Origin of the sequence: Flavobacterium saccharophilum (assembly GCF_900142735.1) — a bacterium.
GTDB lineage: Bacteria > Bacteroidota > Bacteroidia > Flavobacteriales > Flavobacteriaceae > Flavobacterium > Flavobacterium saccharophilum.
Window position 1 is genome coordinate 961,212 of the sequence record NZ_FRBY01000002.1, and the last position, 20,962, is coordinate 982,173.

Consider the following 20,962-nt stretch of genomic DNA (forward strand, 5'->3'; position numbering starts at 1 on the left):
TTTAATAGAATTATTAAAAAAAGAATCTTTGTCAAAGTTCAAAACTTTGACAAAGAGGAAGAGCCAAAGATTCGTCGTAATTTTGCTTTCAAGAAGACAAACTAAAATATAATTTGAAAAAATTTAGAAGCCATTACTCCCTCGCTTGCCTCGGAATTATTTGTCTCGGAATACTTTCCAGAAAATTAAGTTTCATACCTTTATGTACGGGCGATTTATTGTATGCCGTTATGATTTACGTGCTTACCAGAGTAATATTAATCAACAACAAAGCAATTCAAATAGTAATTATTTCTTTATTGATTTGTTACGCCATTGAATTTCTACAAATTTATCAGGGCGAATGGATGATCGAACTCAGAAAAACACTTTTTGGAAAATATGTTCTTGGACAAGGTTTTCTTTGGACTGATATTATAGCTTACACTTTTGGAGTTGCAATTGCTTTTTTGGTTGAAAGAATTATTTTAAAACGCTTTACTAATCAAGTGTCTGCGTAATTTTCTCAATATTCAGACTATTTGCCATCGCAGTAAATATTCCATAATAAACTGATTTATTATCATACAGTTCATCATGTGTTCCTTGTTCTATGCACTTTCCTTTTTCCAAAACAATTATGTGCGAAGCATCAATAATTTGAGAAATACTATGTGATATAATAATTACGGTCCTGTCTTTTTTAATAGCATCCAGTGATTTTTTAATTTGTTCTGTTGCAATTGCATCGAGACTGGCCGTTGGTTCATCCAGAAAAATAATTGGCGGATTTTTTAAAAACAATCTTGCAATGGCAATTCGTTGTTGTTGTCCACCTGAAAGTAGATGCGCATCAGAATCATATCCTTTTGGCAATTGCATCACTTGTTCATGAATATATGCCTGTTTGGCTGCATCTATTATTTCAGATTGTGTCGCATCGGGATTTCCGTAGAGAATATTTTCGGCTATAGTTCCTTTGAAAATATGATTCTTTTGTAATACCAGTCCAATATTTTTGCGAAGAAAATCAGTATCATAATCGTTTAGATCAACTCCATCCAAATAAATTTTTCCTGATGAAGGCAGATAAAATTTATCTAATAAATTGATAATCGTACTTTTCCCTGCGCCGCTTAATCCAACTAAAGCACTGGTTTCATTCGGCTTAATTGTAAAATTAATATCTGATAGTGCTTTTGTCCCGTTTGGATAACTGAAATCGACATTTTTAACTTCTATTAGTCCCACAATTTTCTCTGGAATATAATTTCCGCTAGTTTCTTTTTCCTGATCTGATTCTAAAATATCGAAAAATCCTTCGGAATAAATCAACGCATCATTTACTTCATCATAAATTCGATGCAATTGTCTGATGGGCGATGAGACATTATTAAACAACATAATATGGAACATGATCGCGCCAATGGTCATGGTATTATTCAAAACAAAATAAGCTGTCAGAATGATGATGATTACCACTCCTATTTGCTCGATAAAACCTTTGATGCTTTCAAAAATGAAACTCGTTTTTCTGGTCGCCAATTGATTTTCTGTCATTTCAAATTGAATCTTCTGATGACGATCGGCTTCCATTGGTTCGCGTACAAAAGATTTAATCACGGTTATCGATTCGATTAAACTTATGATTCCGTTATTTTTTGTTTCTCGATACGAACGCATTCTTCTTCTAAAGCCACTTAATTTACTGGCCTGCAGTTGACTTACATAAAAATAAATAGGGATAATACACAAGCTTACCAAACCGACATAGAAATTGGCATAAAACATTAAAATCAAAGCAACAAAGGCATTGGCGAATAAAGGCAGAATATCAATAAAAAAATTCTGAACCAATCTCGTCAAACTACTGATTCCTAAATCAATTCTCGTTTGAAGTTTTCCGCTTTCATTTTCATTCGAAGTATAAAACTCCATTCTATAACTCAGAATTTTTTCGACTATAGTTTGCGAAATATCACGGGTTATAAAGATTCGCAGTTTCTCTCCGTAAAACTTTTGTCCAAATTGAACTACTGAATAAATCAATTCTTTGGAAAGTAATACAATACTAATAATACCTAATAAATGAAATCCTTTTGATAATGGTTCGTGGGCAACCATCAAGTTACTAATAGTATCAACCGTATATTTTAAGATTAAAGCATTTACCTGTGCAGCAAAGGAGCCTAAAAATGTAAGCAATAAGGTTGCAATAACCATTTTTCGATAAGGCCTGACAAAAGGCGTTATCTTTTTATATAAGGCGGATATCTCCATTTATTTTATTTTATTTTTAGGCAACTTATCAAATATAAGAATTCTAAATTTGTATTACAATTACTAATACAACTAAACTCGTTATTATGAAACTCGTTTTTGCATCAAACAATCTAAATAAAATAAAAGAAATTCAAAGTATCTTAAATGGATCGATACAATTATTAAGTCTCGAAGAAATTGACTGTTATGAAGAAATTCCGGAAACGGCTGATACTATTGAAGGAAATGCCATTTTGAAAGCCAATTATGTAACTGAAAAATACGGCTTCGATTGTTTTGCAGATGATACTGGTTTGGAAGTTGCATCTTTAAATGGAGAACCTGGCGTTTATTCGGCTAGATATGCGGGAGAACAACGTAATGCCGATGATAATATGAATAAACTTTTGGATGCACTAAAAGACAAATCAGATCGCAGCGCACAGTTCAAGACCGTTATTGCTTTAAACTTAAACGGTGAACAACATTTATTTACCGGACTTGCAAAGGGAGAGATTACTTTTAATAAAGCAGGAAATCACGGTTTTGGATACGATCCTATTTTTCAGCCTGAGAAGTATTCAGAAACATTTGCTGAATTATCTTCAGAAATCAAAAATAAAATTAGTCACCGTGCAAAAGCAACTCAGCAACTAATTGATTTTCTGAACTCCACAAAATAATTGTTTAAAATCCAACATTTTAAAGGGTAAAATTTATATTACTCGACGTAAAATTATTCATTTTCTTATCAAATCGATTTTGCGATAAACATAACTTTTTGATAATCAAATCATAACAAATGCATAATTCTTAAAAATGCATTAGTTTATGTGGAATATTAACAGTAATTTTGCACCCTATTTTAAATACACATATGAATAAATTTGAACAATTAGGATTGAATGAATCGTTACTGAAGGCGATTTTAGATCTAGGATTTGAGAATCCGTCAGAAGTACAGGAGAAAGCGATTCCCCTATTATTGGAAAAAGACACGGATATGGTTGCGTTGGCTCAGACAGGGACAGGGAAAACGGCAGCTTTCGGTTTTCCGCTAATTCAAAAAATTGATGCTGACAACAGGAATACACAAGCATTAGTTTTATCGCCAACACGAGAACTTTGTTTACAGATTACCAACGAACTTAAAAACTACTCAAAATACGAGAAAGGTATTAATGTGGTAGCAGTTTACGGCGGGGCTAGTATTACAGAGCAAGCTAGGGACATTAAAAGAGGAGCACAAATTATTGTAGCTACTCCGGGAAGAATGCAAGACATGATTAACAGAGGTTTAGTAAACATTAAAAATATAGATTACTGTATTTTGGATGAAGCTGATGAGATGTTGAACATGGGATTCTATGAAGACATCGTATCTATTTTATCAGATACTCCAGATCAAAAAAGTACATGGTTGTTCTCTGCAACTATGCCACAAGAGGTTGCCAGAATTGCAAAACAATTCATGAGCGACCCGGTTGAAATTACTGTTGGAGCTAAGAACTCAGGTTCTGCAACAGTTTCTCACGAATTTTACTTAGTAAATGCCCGTGACCGTTACGAAGCTTTAAAACGTTTAGCCGATGCAAATCCAGATATTTTCTCTGTGGTTTTCTGTCGTACTAAAAGAGATACACAAGCTGTAGCTGAAAAATTAATTGAAGATGGATACAGCGCTGCTGCATTGCACGGAGATTTATCTCAGGCGCAACGTGATGGTGTAATGAAATCTTTCCGTGGAAGACAAATTCAGATGCTTGTTGCTACTGACGTTGCTGCGCGTGGTATTGACGTTGATAATATTACTCACGTAGTAAATTACCAACTTCCTGACGAAATTGAAACATACAATCACCGTTCTGGACGTACTGGTAGAGCTGGAAAATTAGGAACTTCTATTGTAATTGTTACAAAAAGTGAGTTGCGTAAAATTTCTTCTATCGAAAGAATCATCAAACAAAAATTCGAAGAAAAAACTATTCCATCTGGAATCGAAATCTGCGAAATTCAGTTATTACACTTAGCAACCAAAATTAAAGATACTGAAGTTGATCACGAAATTGACAACTACTTACCAGCAATCAACAATGTTCTTGAAGGTTTATCTAAAGAGGAGTTGATTAAGAAAATGGTTTCAGTAGAATTTAACCGTTTTATTGCTTACTATAAAAAGAACAGAGATATTTCTACTCAATCTGGAGAAAGACGTGAAAGAAGTGATTCTGAGCCAAGAGAATTCAATAATAATGGAGCTGTTCGTTATTTCGTAAACATCGGTTCAAGAGACAATTTCGATTGGATGACGCTAAAAGATTACTTGAAAGAAACATTAGACTTAGGTCGTGATGACGTTTTCAAAGTAGATGTAAAAGAAGGTTTCTCTTTCTTTAACACTGATCCTGAGCACACTGATAAAGTAATGGAAGTATTAAACAACGTACAATTAGAAGGACGTCGTATTAATGTTGAAATTTCTAAAAATGATGGTGGCGGAAGACGTGACCATAACGGACGTTCTGGTGGCGGAAGAAGCTCTGGTGGTCCAAGACGTGAAGGTTCTGGCGGAGGAAGTTTCGGACCAAGACGTGAAGGTTCTGGTGGTGGAGGTTTCAGAAGCGATAGAAATTCAGCTCCAAGAGAAGGTGGTTTCAGAAGCGACAGAAATTCATCTGCTCCTAAAAGAGAAGGTGGTTTTAGAAGCGCAACTCCAAGAACAGAAGGAGGTTCGGACAGAGCTCCAAGACGTTCTGAAAGTTTTGGTGATTCGCCAAGACCAAGAAGACCAAGAAGAGACTAATAAGTCAATATCTTAAATATAAAATCCCAAATTCCATACATAATTGGAATTTGGGATTTTTTTATATCTCTATCTTTGAGTTCTCTAATTCAAAGACAATTAACAAAGCAACACTACTTGCTTTGTTAATTTTCTTATAATTATATTCCAAGACTGCGAAATATTTAATCCCTATTTACTACTTTTAGTGCTTTAAATCAGGATATGAAATATTTCGCAGTTTTCTTTTTTATACTAGTATCGACCATCAGTTTCGCACAAGAAACTGAAACTACCACTCCTCAGAGAGTTTCTGGTTATATCTACAACGATAATAGTAAACAGCCAATTCCTAATGTAAATATCATTAACACCAACAAAGTGCGTGGTGCACAGTCTGATGCTAAAGGATATTTTGAAATTGATGTGCAGCCAAACGACACACTACATTTCTCTCTTTTAGGATTTCAGTCTCTGCGAATCAGAGTAACTAATGACTGGATAAAAAATAAGATAACAAGGATTCAGCTTACAGAAAAAGCTATTGCTCTTGAAGAAGTTGTAATTGCCCCTTTTAATCTGACAGGATATCTTGAAGTTGACTCTAAATTAATTCCAACCAAAGAAAATTACCGTTATAGTATTTCCGGACTAACACAAGGCTATGAAGCAGGCGAATATGCTCCAAACGCCTTTGGAAAAGTTTTAGGATCGATTTTCAATCCAGCTGATATGCTCTATAATTTCTTTGGAAAAAGCGGCAAAGAACTCAAGAAGTTAAAGGATATGAAAAAAGACGATACTATTCGAAATCTTTTAGAATCGAAGTACGATCGTGAAACACTTGCTGTGCTTTTAGGAATAAGTAAAGATGAAATTCCCGAAATTTTATCACGTTGTAACTATTCTGACTCCTTTATTCAATCTGCAAATGATCTACAAATTCTGGATGCTATTAGCGGTTGTTACGAACAATACAAAGTTTTAAAACGAAATTAGATTTCGTTTTAAATCAAAATATTCGAATCCTTAATTTTTAATTAAGGATTTTTTTATATCTGAAAGAGAAACTTTTACCTTCTTTTTCTAGCCATTTCAAATAGTTTCTCTCACAAATCAAGCATTTAATGCCTTTTTTTGATTAAATTAGACATCCTTACTTCTATCTAAAATTTAATTTCTATATAAAATTTAATTTCAAACCATGACAGACATTACTCAAAAAATTTTAAATTTTATAGATCTTCATAGAGGTGAAGAGAACAAAAAATCTGTTATCGAAAATATATCAGGTACTGTGTCATTTCGAGGTTCTAATATTTGGATTTTAGCTTGTGCGATCATTATTGCTTCAGTAGGACTAAATGTAAATTCAACAGCGGTCATTATTGGAGCTATGTTAATCTCTCCTTTAATGGGGCCAATTGTAGGCGCCGGATTTGGTCTAGGAATGTATGATTTTGAACTTTTAAAAAAATCAATTAAAAACCTGATTATTGCCACTTTGGTAAGTTTAGTTACTTCTACCCTATACTTTTATATTAGCCCGTTTAAAGAAGCACAATCGGAATTATTAGCCAGGACTTCTCCCAATATCTATGACATTTTAATTGCTTTTTTTGGAGGATTAGTGGGTGTGATAGCCGTAACACGGGTAGAAAAAGGAAATCCAATTCCGGGAGTAGCTATTGCAACCGCTTTAATGCCTCCGCTTTGTACCGCTGGTTACGGATTAGCATTAGGTAATTACATGTACTTTTTGGGAGCCATGTATCTGTATACTATTAATTGTGTTTTCATTTGTATTGCAACCTTTTTGATTGTAAAATACCTAAAATACCCAATTGCAAAACAGCTTGATCAAAAACATCAAAAACGAGTAAAATACGTAATCTCAATTTTAATTTTATTCTTAATTACACCAAGTGTCTATTTTGCTTATCAGTTATACAATCAAAAAAGTTATAATTCCAGAGTAGAAGTTTTTCTTCAGGATGAATTTCACAATAAAGATTACCCAATCATTTATAAAAAAATACGATACAATACAGATCCAAAAAAAATTGAGGTAGCTTTTTTAACCAAAAAATTTAATGATACTGAAATTGCAAATCTTAACAAGAAGCTAATTAATTACGACTTACCTAATACAAAACTCATTATTAGACAAGACACCGTTAATTTGAGGAAAGATATTATGAATCAAATTAATAACAATCAAAGTGTGGTCGATCAAAAAGATATTTTAATCAATAGTCTTAGAAATCAATTATCGCAATATAATTTCAACACGAACCAGATTAGCAATGAAGCTAAAATTTTATTCCCTGCAGTAACCTCTCTCAAAATAGGAAATTACACTATTGAGAATGAAACAACTAGATCGAAAGTTATTCCGGTAATTCTTTTCCAGAGCAAAAAAGATCTTGATGAACCAACACAAATAAAAATGAAATTGTGGCTAAAACAAAGACTTGCCAAAGATTCAATTGAAGTATATCAGCAAAACTAACATCATAAACCAAAAATAGAAAGTATATTTACTTGAAAATTAATAAAATAACTTAATCAAAAAAATATGTCAAAGAGTCAAGATGCTAAAAAAACAGCAAAAAAAGAACCGTTAAAAACGGCTAAGGAAAAGAAAGAAGAGAAACGAGAGAAGAAAAATTCTCCGAAGAGAGATTAAAAAAGTAAGCAGTGTTCAGCTTTTTAGTATACAGATTTAATGAATACTAAAAAACTGAACACTGAAAACTACTATTTAACTGGGATATTCGAAAGAATCTCTAATACAAATTTCCAGTATTTTTGAGCAGATGAAATACTTGCTCTTTCGTCAGGCGAATGTGCACCGTGAATTGTTGGTCCAAAAGAAATCATATCCATTTCAGGATAATTTGTTCCTAAAATTCCACATTCTAAACCAGCGTGACAAGCAACCACTTTTGGTTTCTCATTATTTTGCTTTTCGTAGATTCCAACTAAAGTATCTAAAATTTCAGAATTTACATTTGGTGTCCAACCTGGATAAGAACCCGAAAGTTCAACTTCACAACCTACTAATTCAAAAGCAGAACGCAATGAATTCGCTAAATCAAATTTTGAAGTTTCAACAGAGGAACGTGTTAAACATCCCACTAAAATTTCACCGTCTTTTACGATAACACGGGCGATATTATTTGAAGTTTCAACTAAATCAGCCATATCAGCACTCATTCTGTAAACACCGTTTTGAGCAGCATAAATAGCTCTAATGATACCTTCCTGAACTCCTAGATCCATAACTTTTTCTGGTAAATCGCATTTTACGATTTCGATAGATAAGTTTGGTTCAGTCGTTTTATATTCTGCTTTAATATCGTTGATGATTTCCTGCATATCAAAGATGTATGCTTCATCAAACATTTCAGAAATAATCACCTTTGCAACACTTTCTCTTGGGATAGCGTTACGCAAACTTCCTCCGTTAATTTCAGCAACCTGCAAACCGAAGTTTTCAAAAGCGTCAAACAACAAACGATTCATTATTTTATTGGCATTACCCAAACCTTTATGAATATCCATTCCTGAATGACCTCCATTTAAGCCTTTTACCGTAATAATATGACCAACTGATCCTTCCGGCACTTCTTCTTCATGATAGGTTCTTGTAGCCGTTACATCGAGTCCGCCAGCACATCCGATATCAATCTCATCATCTTCTTCAGTATCTAAATTCAATAAAATCTGACCTTGAAGAATTCCTCCTTTAAGATTTAAAGCTCCTGTCATTCCAGTTTCTTCATCAATAGTAAATAAAGCTTCAATTGCAGGATGCGGAATATCTTTACTTTCAAGAATTGCCATAATTGTTGCAACCCCTAATCCGTTATCAGCACCAAGTGTAGTACCACGTGCACGAACCCAGTCACCATCAACATACATATCAATTCCTTGTGTATCGAAATCAAAAACAGTATCAGCATTTTTTTGGTGCACCATATCAAGATGCCCTTGCATTACTATTGCTTTACGGTTCTCCATTCCCGGAGTAGCAGGTTTACGAATAATTACATTTCGAATTTCGTCTTCAAAAGTTTCTAAACCCAGACTATTTCCAAAATTTTTCATAAACTCGATCACACGTTCTTCTTTCTTTGACGGACGCGGAACAGCGTTTAAATCTGCAAATTTATTCCATAGCGCTTTAGGCTCCAGATTTCTTATTTCCTGACTCATTATATTTTGTTTGAAGTTTAACAATTAAGAATGTCAAAGTTACAAAGTTTATATTTTTTTTCGCCACAAATTTCACGAATTAGCACTAATTAACTACTTTAAAATCAAATTCCATAAATACAATCTTTTTTTAGTTCTAATATTGTATTTATATTTACGTATCAAAAATTTGCATTGTGAAATCAAAATACATTCTCCCCTTATTTCTAGTAATTCAAATTATCTTTTTAAAGATTCTGCCTTTTTTTCCGGATTTTATTGAAGGTGCCTATAGCAATAATTTATTTGTTAGAATTTCGCATTTCTCACGAACTCTTTTAGGCAAAATTCCTTTTTCTATTGGTGATCTTATTTATGCACTTCTTATTATATCAATAATAATCTGGTTTTGGCAAATCAGAAAAACATGGAGAACAGACTGGAAGGATCATTTACTAAAAATCTTTGGTAAGATTTCTGTTTTTTATTTTTTATTTCATGTTCTCTGGGCATTCAATTATTATCGCGAACCACTTTTCGAAAAAATGGAGATCAAAAGAGAATATACTGATGCTGAATTATTGGCTTTCACCAAAAAACTAATTTTAAAAACCAATGAAATTCAGTTTCAGATCGCAAAAAATGACAGTTCAAAAGTCGTGTTTCCCTACTCTCAAAAAGAAGCTTTTCATATGAATCTGGATGGTTACGAAAACCTATCAAAAGAACATCCTTATTTCAAATATGAAATTTTAAGTGTGAAAAAATCTCTTTTTAGCCTGCCTTTGACCTACATGGGTTTTGGCGGATATCTCAATCCGTTTACTAATGAAGCTCAGGTAAATGACTTATTACCAATGTACAATTTCCCGGTTACTACTTGTCATGAAATGGCACATCAAATAGGTTTTGCAAGTGAAAGTGAGTGCAATTTTATTGGCGTTTTAGCTTCTGTAAAAAACAAAAATTTATACTTTCAATATTCCGGTTATAGTTTTGCTTTACGCTATTGCTTAGGAATCTGGCAAGTTAAGAACGAGAAAATTTTCGAGCAATTAAAGAAACAAACTAATGTTGGGATTTTAAAAAACTATAAGGAAAGTCATGATTTCTGGAAAAAGTATGACACTTTTATAGACGAAGGTTTTCATGTTTTTTACGATAATTTCTTAAAAACAAACAATCAGAAAGATGGCATGGACAGTTACAGTAAATTTGTAGATTTGATGGTGAATTATTATAAAACCAGAAAATTATAACTCATCTGTAACAAAATAGATTTCAATACTACTAATACTAATATGAGCGAAAATCTAGAACAGTCATTTGTTACGCAATTGAAGGCTAATCAGAATATAATCCACAAGATTTGTAGATTGTATACTGCTGGCGAAGATGCACATAAAGACTTGTTTCAGGAAATTACTATTCAGCTCTGGAAAGCTTATCCGAAATTTAGGGGCGACAGTAAATTTTCGACCTGGACTTATCGTGTGGCTTTAAACACTGCCATAACCCTATATCGAAAAACCAAAAGAACCATATCGACAGTAGAATATGAAAGTCATCAGCATTTTGTAAAAGATGTTGATTACAACTATGAAGAGGAAGAACAGATTAAATTGATGTATAAAGCCGTTTATCAGCTTAATGACATCGAAAAAGCATTAGTTTTTATGTATTTAGAAGACAAAGATTATCAAGAAATAGCGGAGACCTTAGGGATCAGCGAAGTGAATGCGCGCGTGAAAATGAACAGAATTAAAGGGAAACTTAAAAAAATACTAAATCCTTAAAAATTATTATGAAAGAACTGGATTTATTAAAAAAAGACTGGAAAAAGAACTCGGATTCTTTTCAACAAATTTCTGAACAGGAAATCTACAAAATGATTCACAAAAAATCATCTTCAATCGTGAAGTGGATTCTGATAATCAGTATTTTGGAGATTTCATTTTGGACTTTTTCAAACTTATTCCTTAATACTGATGATGCTTTACAAAAAATAAATCATCCGGAAATTGTCAACGCACTTGAATACCTGACTTACCTAAATTATTTAGTTGGATTGATTTTCGTATTTATTTTCTATAAAAACTACACTACAATTTCAACAACAGTTGCAACCAAATCACTGATGAGCGCCATTTTAAGAACGCGCAAAACAGTACAGTATTATGTTTGGTATAATCTGGGAATGATTGTTATAATAGCGATACTAAGTTTCTTTGTGGCTTTTGTATATAATCCTGACATGGCCTTTATAAGAGAAAAATTGGCTGCAAATGGTAAAGCTATGTTTGTAACTTTTGGAATAGCAATTTTAGTTTCCTGCGCCTTTTTTGGGCTCTTCTGGTGTTTTTACCGTTTACTTTACGGAACTCTACTTAGAAGATTATATGCTAATTATAAAGAGTTGAAGAAAATTGATTTTTAAAAAAGGTACAAAGGTTCAGAGAGGCAAAGGTTCAAAGGTTTTCTTTTAAGTCAATAGAAAATAATAACCGCTTATCATTTTATCACACCTAAAAAATATTTAAAAATCTAATTTTCATTTTCTGGTTCCTTATAACTCCATCTTCTCATTTCGTTAAGTTCTTCCTCTGCCTTAATTACTTCGGCTGGAATAACTTTTAAAAATGACGGATGTTGTTCAATAGCATATTCAACTTTTTCTACAATTTCTTCAATAGTATCGTTTTCATAATCAATATCAAGAGGTTCTTTGATTATAAAAGATTGTAGAATCCCTTTTTTCTTCATTCGCAATCCTTTTTTGTCAAATGAGCGACGGAAACCGTCTATAACAATCGGAATTACAATTGGTTTATGCTGTTTTATAATATGCGCTGTTCCTTTACGAACTGGTTTAAATGATTTTGTTGTTCCTTGCGGAAAAGTAATTACCCAACCATCCTCAAGGGCAATTCTAATGTTTTCCGTATCATTTGGGTTAACTTCACGTTTTTCTGTAACATCGACGCCTTTTGCGCGCCATGTCCTTTCTACTGTAATAGCACCAACGTAAGCCAGAATTCTTGGCAACAAACCTGCTTGCATGGTCTCTTTTGCAGCAACATAATAAATATTCATTTTAGGCTGCCACAAATAACCAATGTTCTTAATAGTGTCTTGACGTCCGCTTAAACTTGCGTTAAAGACGTGAAACATTGCTACAACATCAGCAAAATAAGTCTGGTGATTCGAAATAAACAATACATTATTATCTGGAAGTGTTTTAATAATTTCGGATCCTTCAATCTGCAATTCATTAAAACCTCTGTATCTGCGGTGCGTCATAGAGCCCAAGATTCGGATTAACCATTTCTTGATGAATAATATATGTCCAAAAGGATTTCGTTTAAACAATCCCATAAGTGCTTATTGTTTTTTTTTATTAGGTCGCAAACATACAAAAATTATTCTTTTAGCAATACTATTAAGCAATTTCGGAAATAAATTGTTATTATAATGAATATCAAATTATTAATTTTTCGTTTTTACGAATTTTCCTCAAAAGTTATTTTAAGTACTTCTCTTAGTTCACTCAATATCATCGCCGTTGCTCCCCAAACAACATGATTTTGAATATTAAAAGCCGGAACTAAAACATTTGCAGCGTAAGAAGTTGACAATGTGGCTTCAATAATAATTTCATCATTTAAAAAATCGGATAGCGGCAATTCAATAATATCAGCTACTTCTCTGATATCAGGAAAGAATGAAAGTTCTTCTTTGGCAATTCCCAAAAAGGGATGTACTAAAAAATTACTTGGCGGAATATACATCGGGGTAAAATGCTTAACTATTTCAATTTTTTCAGATGAAACACCAACCTCTTCTTCCGTTTCTCTTAACGCTGTTTCTTCAAAATTAATATCTGAAATTTCATATTTACCTCCAGGAAAGGCAATCTGAGAAGAATGGACACCATTATAAGCATTCCGAACAATTAAAACTAAATGTGTTTCATCATTCTTAGGGTAAAACAACATCATGACCGCAGCAATTCTGGGTGTTTTAGTTGTTAAATCAAAATTTTTAAGTTCTTCAATGCGTCCTTTTGGAGCCATCTTTATGTGGGCCAAAGTGGCCGGCAATTCAACTGGAATTAAATTAGGAACATATTGTAAAAAATCTTGAAAATCCATATTCAAAGTTTATTTTTGTATTTTCAAATAAAATATAAATATAGTCCAGAAAACGCGTTTTTACAAGTTTTCCAGAACCAAAGCCCATAAAAATGTACAGTAAAGAAGAATCACAGAAGATAAAAAGAGAATTTTGGGTGGCTTTCGCCGAGAAATACCCACGCAAATGGGTTCTTTATGACACTAAAATAAAGGACTTTTCTTTTAAATTTTTCGTTGATAACAAAAAAGCTCAGGTTTTAATTGATATTGAACACCGAAGTGACGAAAAAAGAACAGCATATTTTGAAAAAATAGAAGCTTTAAAAAATATTCTGGAAGAAGAATTTGTTCAGGATTTGGTTTATGAGAAAAACTACACCTTAGAAAGTGGTAAAACTATCAGCCGCATTTGGGTTGAAAAAACAGGATTAGGCTTTAGCAATCGAAATAATTGGGATGCTATTTTTGATTTCTTTAATGAGAAAATGCATGCTCTTGAAATGTTTTATTTAGAGTATGATGAGTTTATTAAAGATATTTAGAAAAGATACAAAGACTCTGAGATACTGAGGTACTAAAAAACAAAAGGCTCTGAAAATTCAGAGCCTTTTGTTTTTGATCCTAAAATTCTAATTTACTTTTTAACTATCTTTTTAGTTTCAGTTCCTGCATCAGAAAAAACTTTTACAAAATAAATCCCAGAATTGAGTTGGCTCATATCTATTTCTGGACTTTCCGTACTTTTTAAATCAGCTGTATATACCTCCGCTCCATTTACCGAATAAATGGCAATTTTTGTTGGCACAATTGAACGTGAAAAAGACAAAGTTAACTTCTCCTTTACCGGAATGGGATACATCTGTATACTTGAACTTAGCACTTCTGGTGTCGGATTAACTGACAACGTTTTTGCTCCAAGATTAACTTTTACAATTACTGATGATAGACCTTTGGTAACATTATTTGTACCTATGGCAATCATGTAATTAGTTGTGTTATCAGTTGTTTTTGATTTACGATCGGTTGTCGAACCTTCTTCTTGATTTTCCAATGGAATAATATCTGTAATACTATCGATGACTGTAGGCATTTCAAAATCATTTTTAGGTATTCCATCTAAATAGATTGCTGTAATATTTGAATCTCCTTGTGTAACATAAATTACACCATCCATCTCTTCTATTTTTCTGTAATCGTAATATTTCCCTCCACTAATTCCTATTTTTGGTATTTCAAGATTTTCTATAAATTTAAGATCAACTTCTCCATCTTTAGACAATTTAAGGAATTGGTTAGAAGTGCTAATTTCATTATAGTTTAAAAATCTACCTGCAACTATAATCTCACCCGAGTTTAGTGTTTTAATTTTAGCAATTCCAGAGTCAGATTCACCAATTTTAAAACTAGAATCAGGTGTACCATCCATATTAAATCTCATCAATTTACTTTTAGGAACATATCCCGCACCAAAACTTTCAAATTGCGCCTTGCATAATATTTTATCATTTTGAATTTCAAAATTGACTCCAGTAGTCCAATAGTCTGAATTTGTATTTAATTTATATTCCGTTTCTTGTTTACCTTCTGCATTCAACAAATACAAACCCCATTGATCGGTAATCAAAATTTTACCATTCTCTAAAACTCTAAACTGCTCTACACCTAATAACTTAGAATCAGTTTTATAGTCAAAATCTTTTACGATATTTCCACTATTATCTAATTTTATCAATTTGTCTTTAGTGCTAACAAAAATTGTAGTATTATCTATAATTTGAACTTGCTTAATATCTCCAAGATATTTAGGAAAAATAAAAGATTTGTCAACGCCACCATTTTCATCTAATAAACCAATACCGAAAGTTTCTACATCATTAATTTTTACAAAATCTCCTTTAACAACCAACTTTCCATCAAAATTACCACCGGTTTGAAAACTCCCAAACTGGCTAGGTTTTAATTCAGATGAATCAATTGTATTTCCATTTAAATCAGCTATAGATAAACCGTATTTATTCCCTGTGTATTCACAGTTATTATAAAAAAGTGTCTCATTAACTAAATTCAGAGAAAAATTATTGTACCAAAATTCATTGAGTTTAATTGGTGTAAATTGCTTGTTTAATGTTCCGTTATTATTAAGTTTTATGATGTGATAACCTTTCAATACATCATCATTTAAAAAAGTTTCAAGATATATGAAAGAGTCTTTTACTACAAAATCATTCGAATAACCATAATACTGAGACAAAAAAGTTTTATCTAATGTACCATCTAAATTAAGCCTGCACATATTATATGTTGGTAAATCATTAACAACTCTAGTAAAGTTACCGCTAATCAATATTTTACCATCATCTTGCAGCATCATTGAAAATTCATGATCACCAGCTCCAAGACCTACATCAAAAGTAGCATCCAGAGTTCCATCGGAATTCAGTCTAACAAGGCTATTTTTTACTATCCCTTCCATTTCTGTAAATATTCCTGCTACATAAATCGCATTACCAAAAACTTTAACATCGCTTACTTTTTTATTAAAAGAAAGATCATTTCTAAAAGTTGCATCAACACTTAGATCGCTATTATATCTATGAACATACCCGCTAGCAACAGAACCACTAGAAACCAAAACTTTATCATCATTTTGTATCGCAATAGAAGTAATATCTTCTAATCCTGTAATTTTAGCTTTTACTTCACCATTAGAAGTAAGCTGAAAAATTATAGCTTTTTCAAAAGCATTGTTGTAAGGATTATCAACGTGAGCAACAACAATAATATCACCGTTACTTTGTAACTGGACCTTTCTAATTATTAAATCATCGGGGTTGCTAAATAAAAAAGTTTCATCCAGAGAATAATCAGCATTTAATCTGATAAGATTATTTACTTTTTTATCTTTAAAAAATGTAATTTTTCCTCCGAGTAAAATTCTACCGTCAGGAAGTTCTTTTGTTACGGCAATTTGAGCCGCCTTATAAGGTGTTGGCTGAACAAAAGTTTCATCAAAAGTTTGTGCATATGATGATAAAATTCCAAAAAAAGTAAGCAAGAATAAAGAGTAGAATTTCTTCATACGCAATGTAGGTTAATTGTTTTATAGTTAGGACTTTCTTTAAAAAACGATTCAATATCTCATTATTTTTACTAAATAAACAAGAAAATACGAATATTTTTAACAAGTCAAATATAACAATTTTCATTACAAACTCTTAAAATAAGTATTTTCTTTTAAAAAACTTATTGAAGTCTCAGATTAAGTTTTAAAACAATAAACCCGACAAATTTTAAAATTTGTCGGGTTTATTGTTTTATTTTTATATGAATGTTTTTACACACTAGTCATATTATAAACAATAATATGATCATCATAGTTAATGTAAAGCTGTTTGCGGTAATCTTGTTTTTTACGTGTAATAATAGACAACTTACACTCTCGTCCGTCATTATCTTTACACATAAATGAATAAACAACATCGGTGTCATTTTCTTCTCTTTCTATATAATTTAAAATATTAAAAAGCTGAATTTCCTGCGAATAAACTACAATTCTGTGTTTATTAGTGTCTAAAATTACCGAGAGATTCACTAAATCAAGATTTGACCAGTCACCCCATTTTCCTCTTTCATTTTTTTCTAAAACACTAAATCCTGATGTTTTAAATTGATAAGACTGGCTTTGAACCTGTTGCAGACCAAATGCCAAAAAAAGTAATATTATGTAGGTTCGTATAGAATTCATATTGTATTTCTTGGGGAAAATTAAAATTCAAATTTAGCCTTTTCTTTGGCTGCCACATCAAATTCGGTCATCATTTGTTCAATAATTTGTTCGACCGGCAAAATTTCGTGAATGAGTCCGGCAATCTGTCCAATTTCAAGTTCGCCTTCATCAAGATCTCCTTCAAACATTCCTTTTTTAGCTCTTGCTCTTCCTAAAAGCTGAATTAATTCCTCTTTTGAAGGGCAATTTTCATATAGGTTCTGAACATCCTGATAAAACTTATTTTTTACCAATCGAACCGGAGCCAATTCCTTTAAGGTCAATTGGGTACCCCCTTCTTTTACTCTAACTATTGTTTCTTTGAAATTATTGTGTGCAGAAGATTCTATTGAAGCTGCAAAACGACTTCCAACCTGAACGCCGTCCGCGCCTAAAATCATTGTAGCCAGCATTCCTCTACCTGTTGCGATTCCACCAGCAGCAATAATCGGAATCTGAATTTTTTCTTTCACCATCGGAATCAAAGTCAGTGTTGTCGTTTCATCACGACCATTGTGTCCGCCTGCTTCAAAACCCTCTGCAACGATGGCATCTACTCCCGCTTCTTGTGCTTTTAGAGCAAAAAGACTACTACTCACAACATGAACTACCGTAATTCCTTTTTCCTTAAGAAAAGAAGTCCAGGTTTTAGGATTCCCTGCCGAAGTAAAAACGATTTTCACGCCCTCTTCTACCACGATATTTATAATTTCTTCCAGATTTGGATACAACATCGGAATATTAACTCCAAAAGGTTTATCAGTCGCTTTTTTACATTTCTGAATGTGTTCTCTTAAAACTTCAGGATACATTGAACCAGCACCAATTAAACCTAAGCCTCCTGAGTTACTTACTGCAGAAGCGAGTTTATAACCGCTGTTCCAAATCATTCCGCCTTGAATTATTGGATATTTTATATTGAAAAGTTGTGTGATTTTATTCATGCAGGCAGGTTCTTATTGTTTGATTATCTTTCCGGTTTTATGTAAACCTTCGGCCTCAAAAGTATAGAAATAAAGTCCACTATTTAATGCCTCTACAGAAAGAATTGGATTTTGATTTGTAATTTGTTTTTCGATTAATTTTTGCCCCAAAACGGAGTAAATGGATACTAATGCGTCATAATTTTCATTTGAAAAAGAAAAAGAAACGAAAGTTTTAGATGGATTCGGGAATACTGAAAAATCAGAAGAAGCCAGAAAATTTTCAACTCCTAAAGTAGATCCGAAATTTGGAATTCCATATCCATAACTATTATCTGGAGTAGCATATCGATCAGAAATTTCCAAAAGCATTTGCCTAATTTCCTTATTTGTTTTCGTTGGAAAAGCCTGCCATAAACAGGCAATCATTCCCGCCATTACCGGACATGAAAATGAAGTTCCATTAGCAGTTCCAATACTACCTGTAGCACTAGACACAACTGTAGCGGTTCCCTGAGCCATGACATCGGGTTTTATTCGATTATCGAAACTAGGGCCAATAGAACTGAAATTAGATTTTATTTTTGCTGAATCAACAGAACCAACCGTAATAACTGAAACTGCATCCGCTGGCGCTCCAATGTGCGGTTCAGCCGTTCTGCCTTCATTTCCTGCTGAAGCAACAACAATTATTCCTTTACTGAAAGCGACTTCTGCACCACGGGAAATAAAATTAGTACTGCCATTCATATCACTGTAGGTGTGGCTATAATCAACATTATCATATCCAAAATAACCTAATGAAGTGGTTATAATATCAACACCTAAACTATCTGCCTTTTCTGCTGCTTCCACCCAAAGCGATTCTTCAACAGGATTTTCAGAAGCATCATTTTCTGTTATAAATAAGTAATATGAAGCATCAGGAGCTGTGCCAACCAATTCATTTTCTTTATAGCCTCCCATTGTTGAAAGTACTAAAGTTCCATGATCATCACCTGTATAAAAATTGGTGTTTCGATTAACAAAATCATAACCACCTAAAATCTGATTTTTTGCCTGTAAATTTTGAAAAGGCGTTGCTGTATTTACACCTGGAAAACCGGCATCTAAAACCGCAATTATTTTTCCTGAACCTGTATAATTTTGCTTGTGCAAAGCCTGACCGTTAAGCATTTGAATTTGATTTGCAGAATTTCCATAAGCATAATCAATAGACGTTTTAAGCTTATCATTTGTTTGAATTAACTTGGTTTCTGAAACTTTTTTAGAAGTAGTATTTAAAGCCTTATTTGCAAATACAACTTTTTCAACAAATAAAAATGATTTTAGAGCCAAAATATCAGCCTGAGTTCCACGAATATGAAGTGCATTCAGCCATTTTGAATTTGCCATAATGGTAATTCCTGCACTCGCTTTTATTTGACTAAAATAGCTTTTTTCAACTGGAACATCAGTAGCATCTAAAGAGATGTTCTGATTCGTTCTTCGGTCTAAAGAATGCTGGGTTAGCATATCTAAGGGTTTATTCAAAAAGAGCTGTGCGCTTGGTTTATCTTTAAAATAAACCCATGCATCTTCTTGCGAAAACATCGCAGAAAAAACGAACAATAAAACAAACGTGAAATAGTATTTCATAGTTTACTTTTTTAAAGGATAAACCTTTGTAAAAAAGTATAAAGCTAAGAAATTACTCCCGAACCAACTAATTCATCATCGAAATACCAGGCAACAAACTGACCTTCAGTAATGGCAGATTGCGGCTCATCAAAATGAACATACATTCCATCTTCAAACTGAAGCAAAGTCGCTTTTTGTAAAGGCTGACGGTAACGAATTCTTGCCATCACTTCCATTGTTTCACCAGCTTTTAAAGTCAAATCGGTACGAATCCAATGCACTTCAGATTTTTCAATAAATAAAGCTTTTTTGAATAAACCAGGATGATTGCTCGTTAAACCTGTATAAATAGTATTAGTTTCAACATCAGTCGCAATAATAAATAATGGATCAGTTGTTCCACCTACGTTCAAACCTTTTCTTTGTCCAATAGTAAAATAATGAGCGCCTTGATGTTTTCCAACTACTTTTCCCATTGTTGGAAGATAAGCACGTTTCTGAGCTTCTAATTTTAACTCTTCTTCTAATGATAAACCAACTGGTTTTTCAATATTGTAAATTGGATCATTTTTATCAATCTGAACAATTTTACCTTCTTTAGGTTGCAATTTTTGTTGCAAAAACTCAGGCAAACGTACTTTTCCAATAAAACATAAACCTTGTGAATCTTTCTTTTCAGCCGTTACCAAATCCATTTCAGCAGCGATTTCACGCACTTCCGGTTTTGTTAAAGCCCCAATTGGAAACAATGCTTTTGCCAATTGTTCTTGTGACAATTGACATAAAAAATACGACTGATCTTTATTGTTATCGGCACCGGCAATCAATTGATAAACTGGCCTACCATCTACTTCAATTTCATTTTTTTGACAATAATGTCCCGTTGCCACATAATCAGCACCAAGACTTAAGGCGATTTTCATGAAAACATCAAATTTGATTTCGCGGTTACAAAGCACATCAGGATTTGGAGTTCTCCCTTTTTCGTATTCGTTGAACATATAATCAACGATTTTTTCTTTGTACTCTTCGCTTAAATCGACAGTTTGAAACGGTATCCCAAGTTTTTCAGCAACTAACAAAGCGTCATTACTATCCTCTAACCACGGACATTCGTTAGAAATAGTAACCGAGTCATCATGCCAGTTCTTCATAAAAAGGCCAATAACTTCGTATCCTTGTTGTTGCAATAAATAAGCTGCAACACTCGAATCTACTCCACCAGAAAGTCCAACTACTACACGTTTCATTCTAAATCGTTTATATTTTTACAAGGGTGCAAAGGTAAGTCAAATTC

At 32.9% G+C, this 20,962-nt stretch carries 18 protein-coding genes; 9 read left to right on the plus strand and 9 right to left on the minus strand.

The genetic code is table 11. The features are described from left to right. The first annotated feature begins 113 nt into the window (after positions 1-113). Positions 114-500: a ribosomal maturation YjgA family protein gene (locus BUA98_RS09660; RefSeq protein ID WP_072971536.1), complete on the plus strand. Its 387-nt coding sequence runs from the start codon at positions 114-116 to the stop codon at positions 498-500. Here the strand turns inward: BUA98_RS09660 and BUA98_RS09665 are convergent. Beyond that, a complete protein-coding gene (locus BUA98_RS09665) occupies positions 481-2,259 on the minus strand; it encodes an ABC transporter ATP-binding protein (RefSeq protein ID WP_072971539.1) in 1,779 nt (592 codons plus the stop codon). The two genes, BUA98_RS09660 and BUA98_RS09665, sit on opposite strands and share 20 nt — an antisense overlap. Positions 2,260-2,345: 86 nt before the next feature. Between BUA98_RS09665 and BUA98_RS09670 the strand changes: the two genes are divergently transcribed. The 4 genes from BUA98_RS09670 to BUA98_RS09685 all read left to right on the plus strand — a co-directional run bounded on the left by BUA98_RS09670 (position 2,346) and on the right by BUA98_RS09685 (position 7,535). After that, on the plus strand, positions 2,346-2,924 hold the full coding sequence (locus tag BUA98_RS09670) for a non-canonical purine NTP diphosphatase (protein ID WP_072971542.1): 579 nt from the start codon (positions 2,346-2,348) through the stop codon (positions 2,922-2,924). A 194-nt stretch (positions 2,925-3,118) separates the two neighbouring features. Next, a complete protein-coding gene (locus tag BUA98_RS09675; RefSeq protein ID WP_072971546.1) occupies positions 3,119-5,044 on the plus strand; it encodes a DEAD/DEAH box helicase in 1,926 nt (641 codons plus the stop codon). A gap of 204 nt (positions 5,045-5,248) precedes the next feature. Further along, the gene (locus BUA98_RS09680; RefSeq protein WP_072971549.1) at positions 5,249-6,022 is read left to right on the plus strand and encodes a carboxypeptidase-like regulatory domain-containing protein; all 774 of its coding nucleotides are present in this window, start codon (positions 5,249-5,251) and stop codon (positions 6,020-6,022) included. A 205-nt stretch (positions 6,023-6,227) separates the two neighbouring features. After that, a complete protein-coding gene (locus BUA98_RS09685; protein ID WP_086065220.1) occupies positions 6,228-7,535 on the plus strand; it encodes a DUF389 domain-containing protein in 1,308 nt (435 codons plus the stop codon). Between the two features lie 248 nt (positions 7,536-7,783). Here BUA98_RS09685 and BUA98_RS09690 read toward each other — a convergent pair whose 3' ends face one another. Continuing rightward, positions 7,784-9,244, minus strand: a complete 1,461-nt coding sequence (locus BUA98_RS09690) for an aminoacyl-histidine dipeptidase (RefSeq protein ID WP_072971552.1) — start codon at positions 9,242-9,244, stop codon at positions 7,784-7,786. A gap of 176 nt (positions 9,245-9,420) precedes the next feature. Here BUA98_RS09690 and BUA98_RS09695 point away from each other — a divergent pair, with 176 nt between their 5' ends. From BUA98_RS09695 to BUA98_RS09705, 3 genes are read left to right on the plus strand one after another with little or no spacing between them, the layout of a single operon-like run. Next, on the plus strand, positions 9,421-10,482 hold the full coding sequence (locus BUA98_RS09695; RefSeq protein WP_072971555.1) for a DUF3810 domain-containing protein: 1,062 nt from the start codon (positions 9,421-9,423) through the stop codon (positions 10,480-10,482). 42 nt (positions 10,483-10,524) lie between these two features. After that, positions 10,525-11,019: an RNA polymerase sigma factor gene (locus BUA98_RS09700; protein WP_072971560.1), complete on the plus strand. Its 495-nt coding sequence runs from the start codon at positions 10,525-10,527 to the stop codon at positions 11,017-11,019. An 8-nt stretch (positions 11,020-11,027) separates the two neighbouring features. Then, on the plus strand, positions 11,028-11,660 hold the full coding sequence (locus tag BUA98_RS09705) for a hypothetical protein (protein ID WP_072971563.1): 633 nt from the start codon (positions 11,028-11,030) through the stop codon (positions 11,658-11,660). A 107-nt stretch (positions 11,661-11,767) separates the two neighbouring features. Here BUA98_RS09705 and BUA98_RS09710 read toward each other — a convergent pair whose 3' ends face one another. Both BUA98_RS09710 and BUA98_RS09715 read right to left on the minus strand, forming a co-directional pair. Next, positions 11,768-12,598 carry a lysophospholipid acyltransferase family protein gene (locus tag BUA98_RS09710; protein ID WP_072971566.1) on the minus strand — a complete coding sequence of 277 codons (831 nt, stop codon included), beginning with the start codon at positions 12,596-12,598 and terminating at the stop codon, positions 11,768-11,770. A gap of 125 nt (positions 12,599-12,723) precedes the next feature. Beyond that, the gene (locus BUA98_RS09715) at positions 12,724-13,374 is read right to left on the minus strand and encodes an NUDIX hydrolase (RefSeq protein WP_072971570.1); all 651 of its coding nucleotides are present in this window, start codon (positions 13,372-13,374) and stop codon (positions 12,724-12,726) included. 92 nt (positions 13,375-13,466) lie between these two features. Between BUA98_RS09715 and BUA98_RS09720 the strand changes: the two genes are divergently transcribed. Continuing rightward, positions 13,467-13,898 (plus strand): DUF4268 domain-containing protein, encoded by a 432-nt coding sequence (locus tag BUA98_RS09720; RefSeq protein ID WP_072971574.1) that lies wholly within the window; start codon positions 13,467-13,469, stop codon positions 13,896-13,898. A 92-nt stretch (positions 13,899-13,990) separates the two neighbouring features. Here BUA98_RS09720 and BUA98_RS09725 read toward each other — a convergent pair whose 3' ends face one another. The 5 genes from BUA98_RS09725 to mnmA form a co-directional block, all read right to left on the minus strand. Beyond that, positions 13,991-16,435: a T9SS type A sorting domain-containing protein gene (locus BUA98_RS09725; protein WP_072971577.1), complete on the minus strand. Its 2,445-nt coding sequence runs from the start codon at positions 16,433-16,435 to the stop codon at positions 13,991-13,993. 255 nt (positions 16,436-16,690) lie between these two features. Further along, positions 16,691-17,101 (minus strand): hypothetical protein, encoded by a 411-nt coding sequence (locus tag BUA98_RS09730; protein ID WP_072971580.1) that lies wholly within the window; start codon positions 17,099-17,101, stop codon positions 16,691-16,693. A gap of 20 nt (positions 17,102-17,121) precedes the next feature. After that, positions 17,122-18,066 carry an NAD(P)H-dependent flavin oxidoreductase gene (locus BUA98_RS09735; RefSeq protein WP_072971583.1) on the minus strand — a complete coding sequence of 315 codons (945 nt, stop codon included), beginning with the start codon at positions 18,064-18,066 and terminating at the stop codon, positions 17,122-17,124. A 12-nt stretch (positions 18,067-18,078) separates the two neighbouring features. Continuing rightward, positions 18,079-19,683: a S8 family serine peptidase gene (locus BUA98_RS09740; RefSeq protein ID WP_072971586.1), complete on the minus strand. Its 1,605-nt coding sequence runs from the start codon at positions 19,681-19,683 to the stop codon at positions 18,079-18,081. A 44-nt stretch (positions 19,684-19,727) separates the two neighbouring features. Next, on the minus strand, positions 19,728-20,915 hold the full coding sequence (gene mnmA / locus BUA98_RS09745; protein ID WP_072971589.1) for a tRNA 2-thiouridine(34) synthase MnmA: 1,188 nt from the start codon (positions 20,913-20,915) through the stop codon (positions 19,728-19,730). Positions 20,916-20,962: the final 47 nt, after the last annotated feature.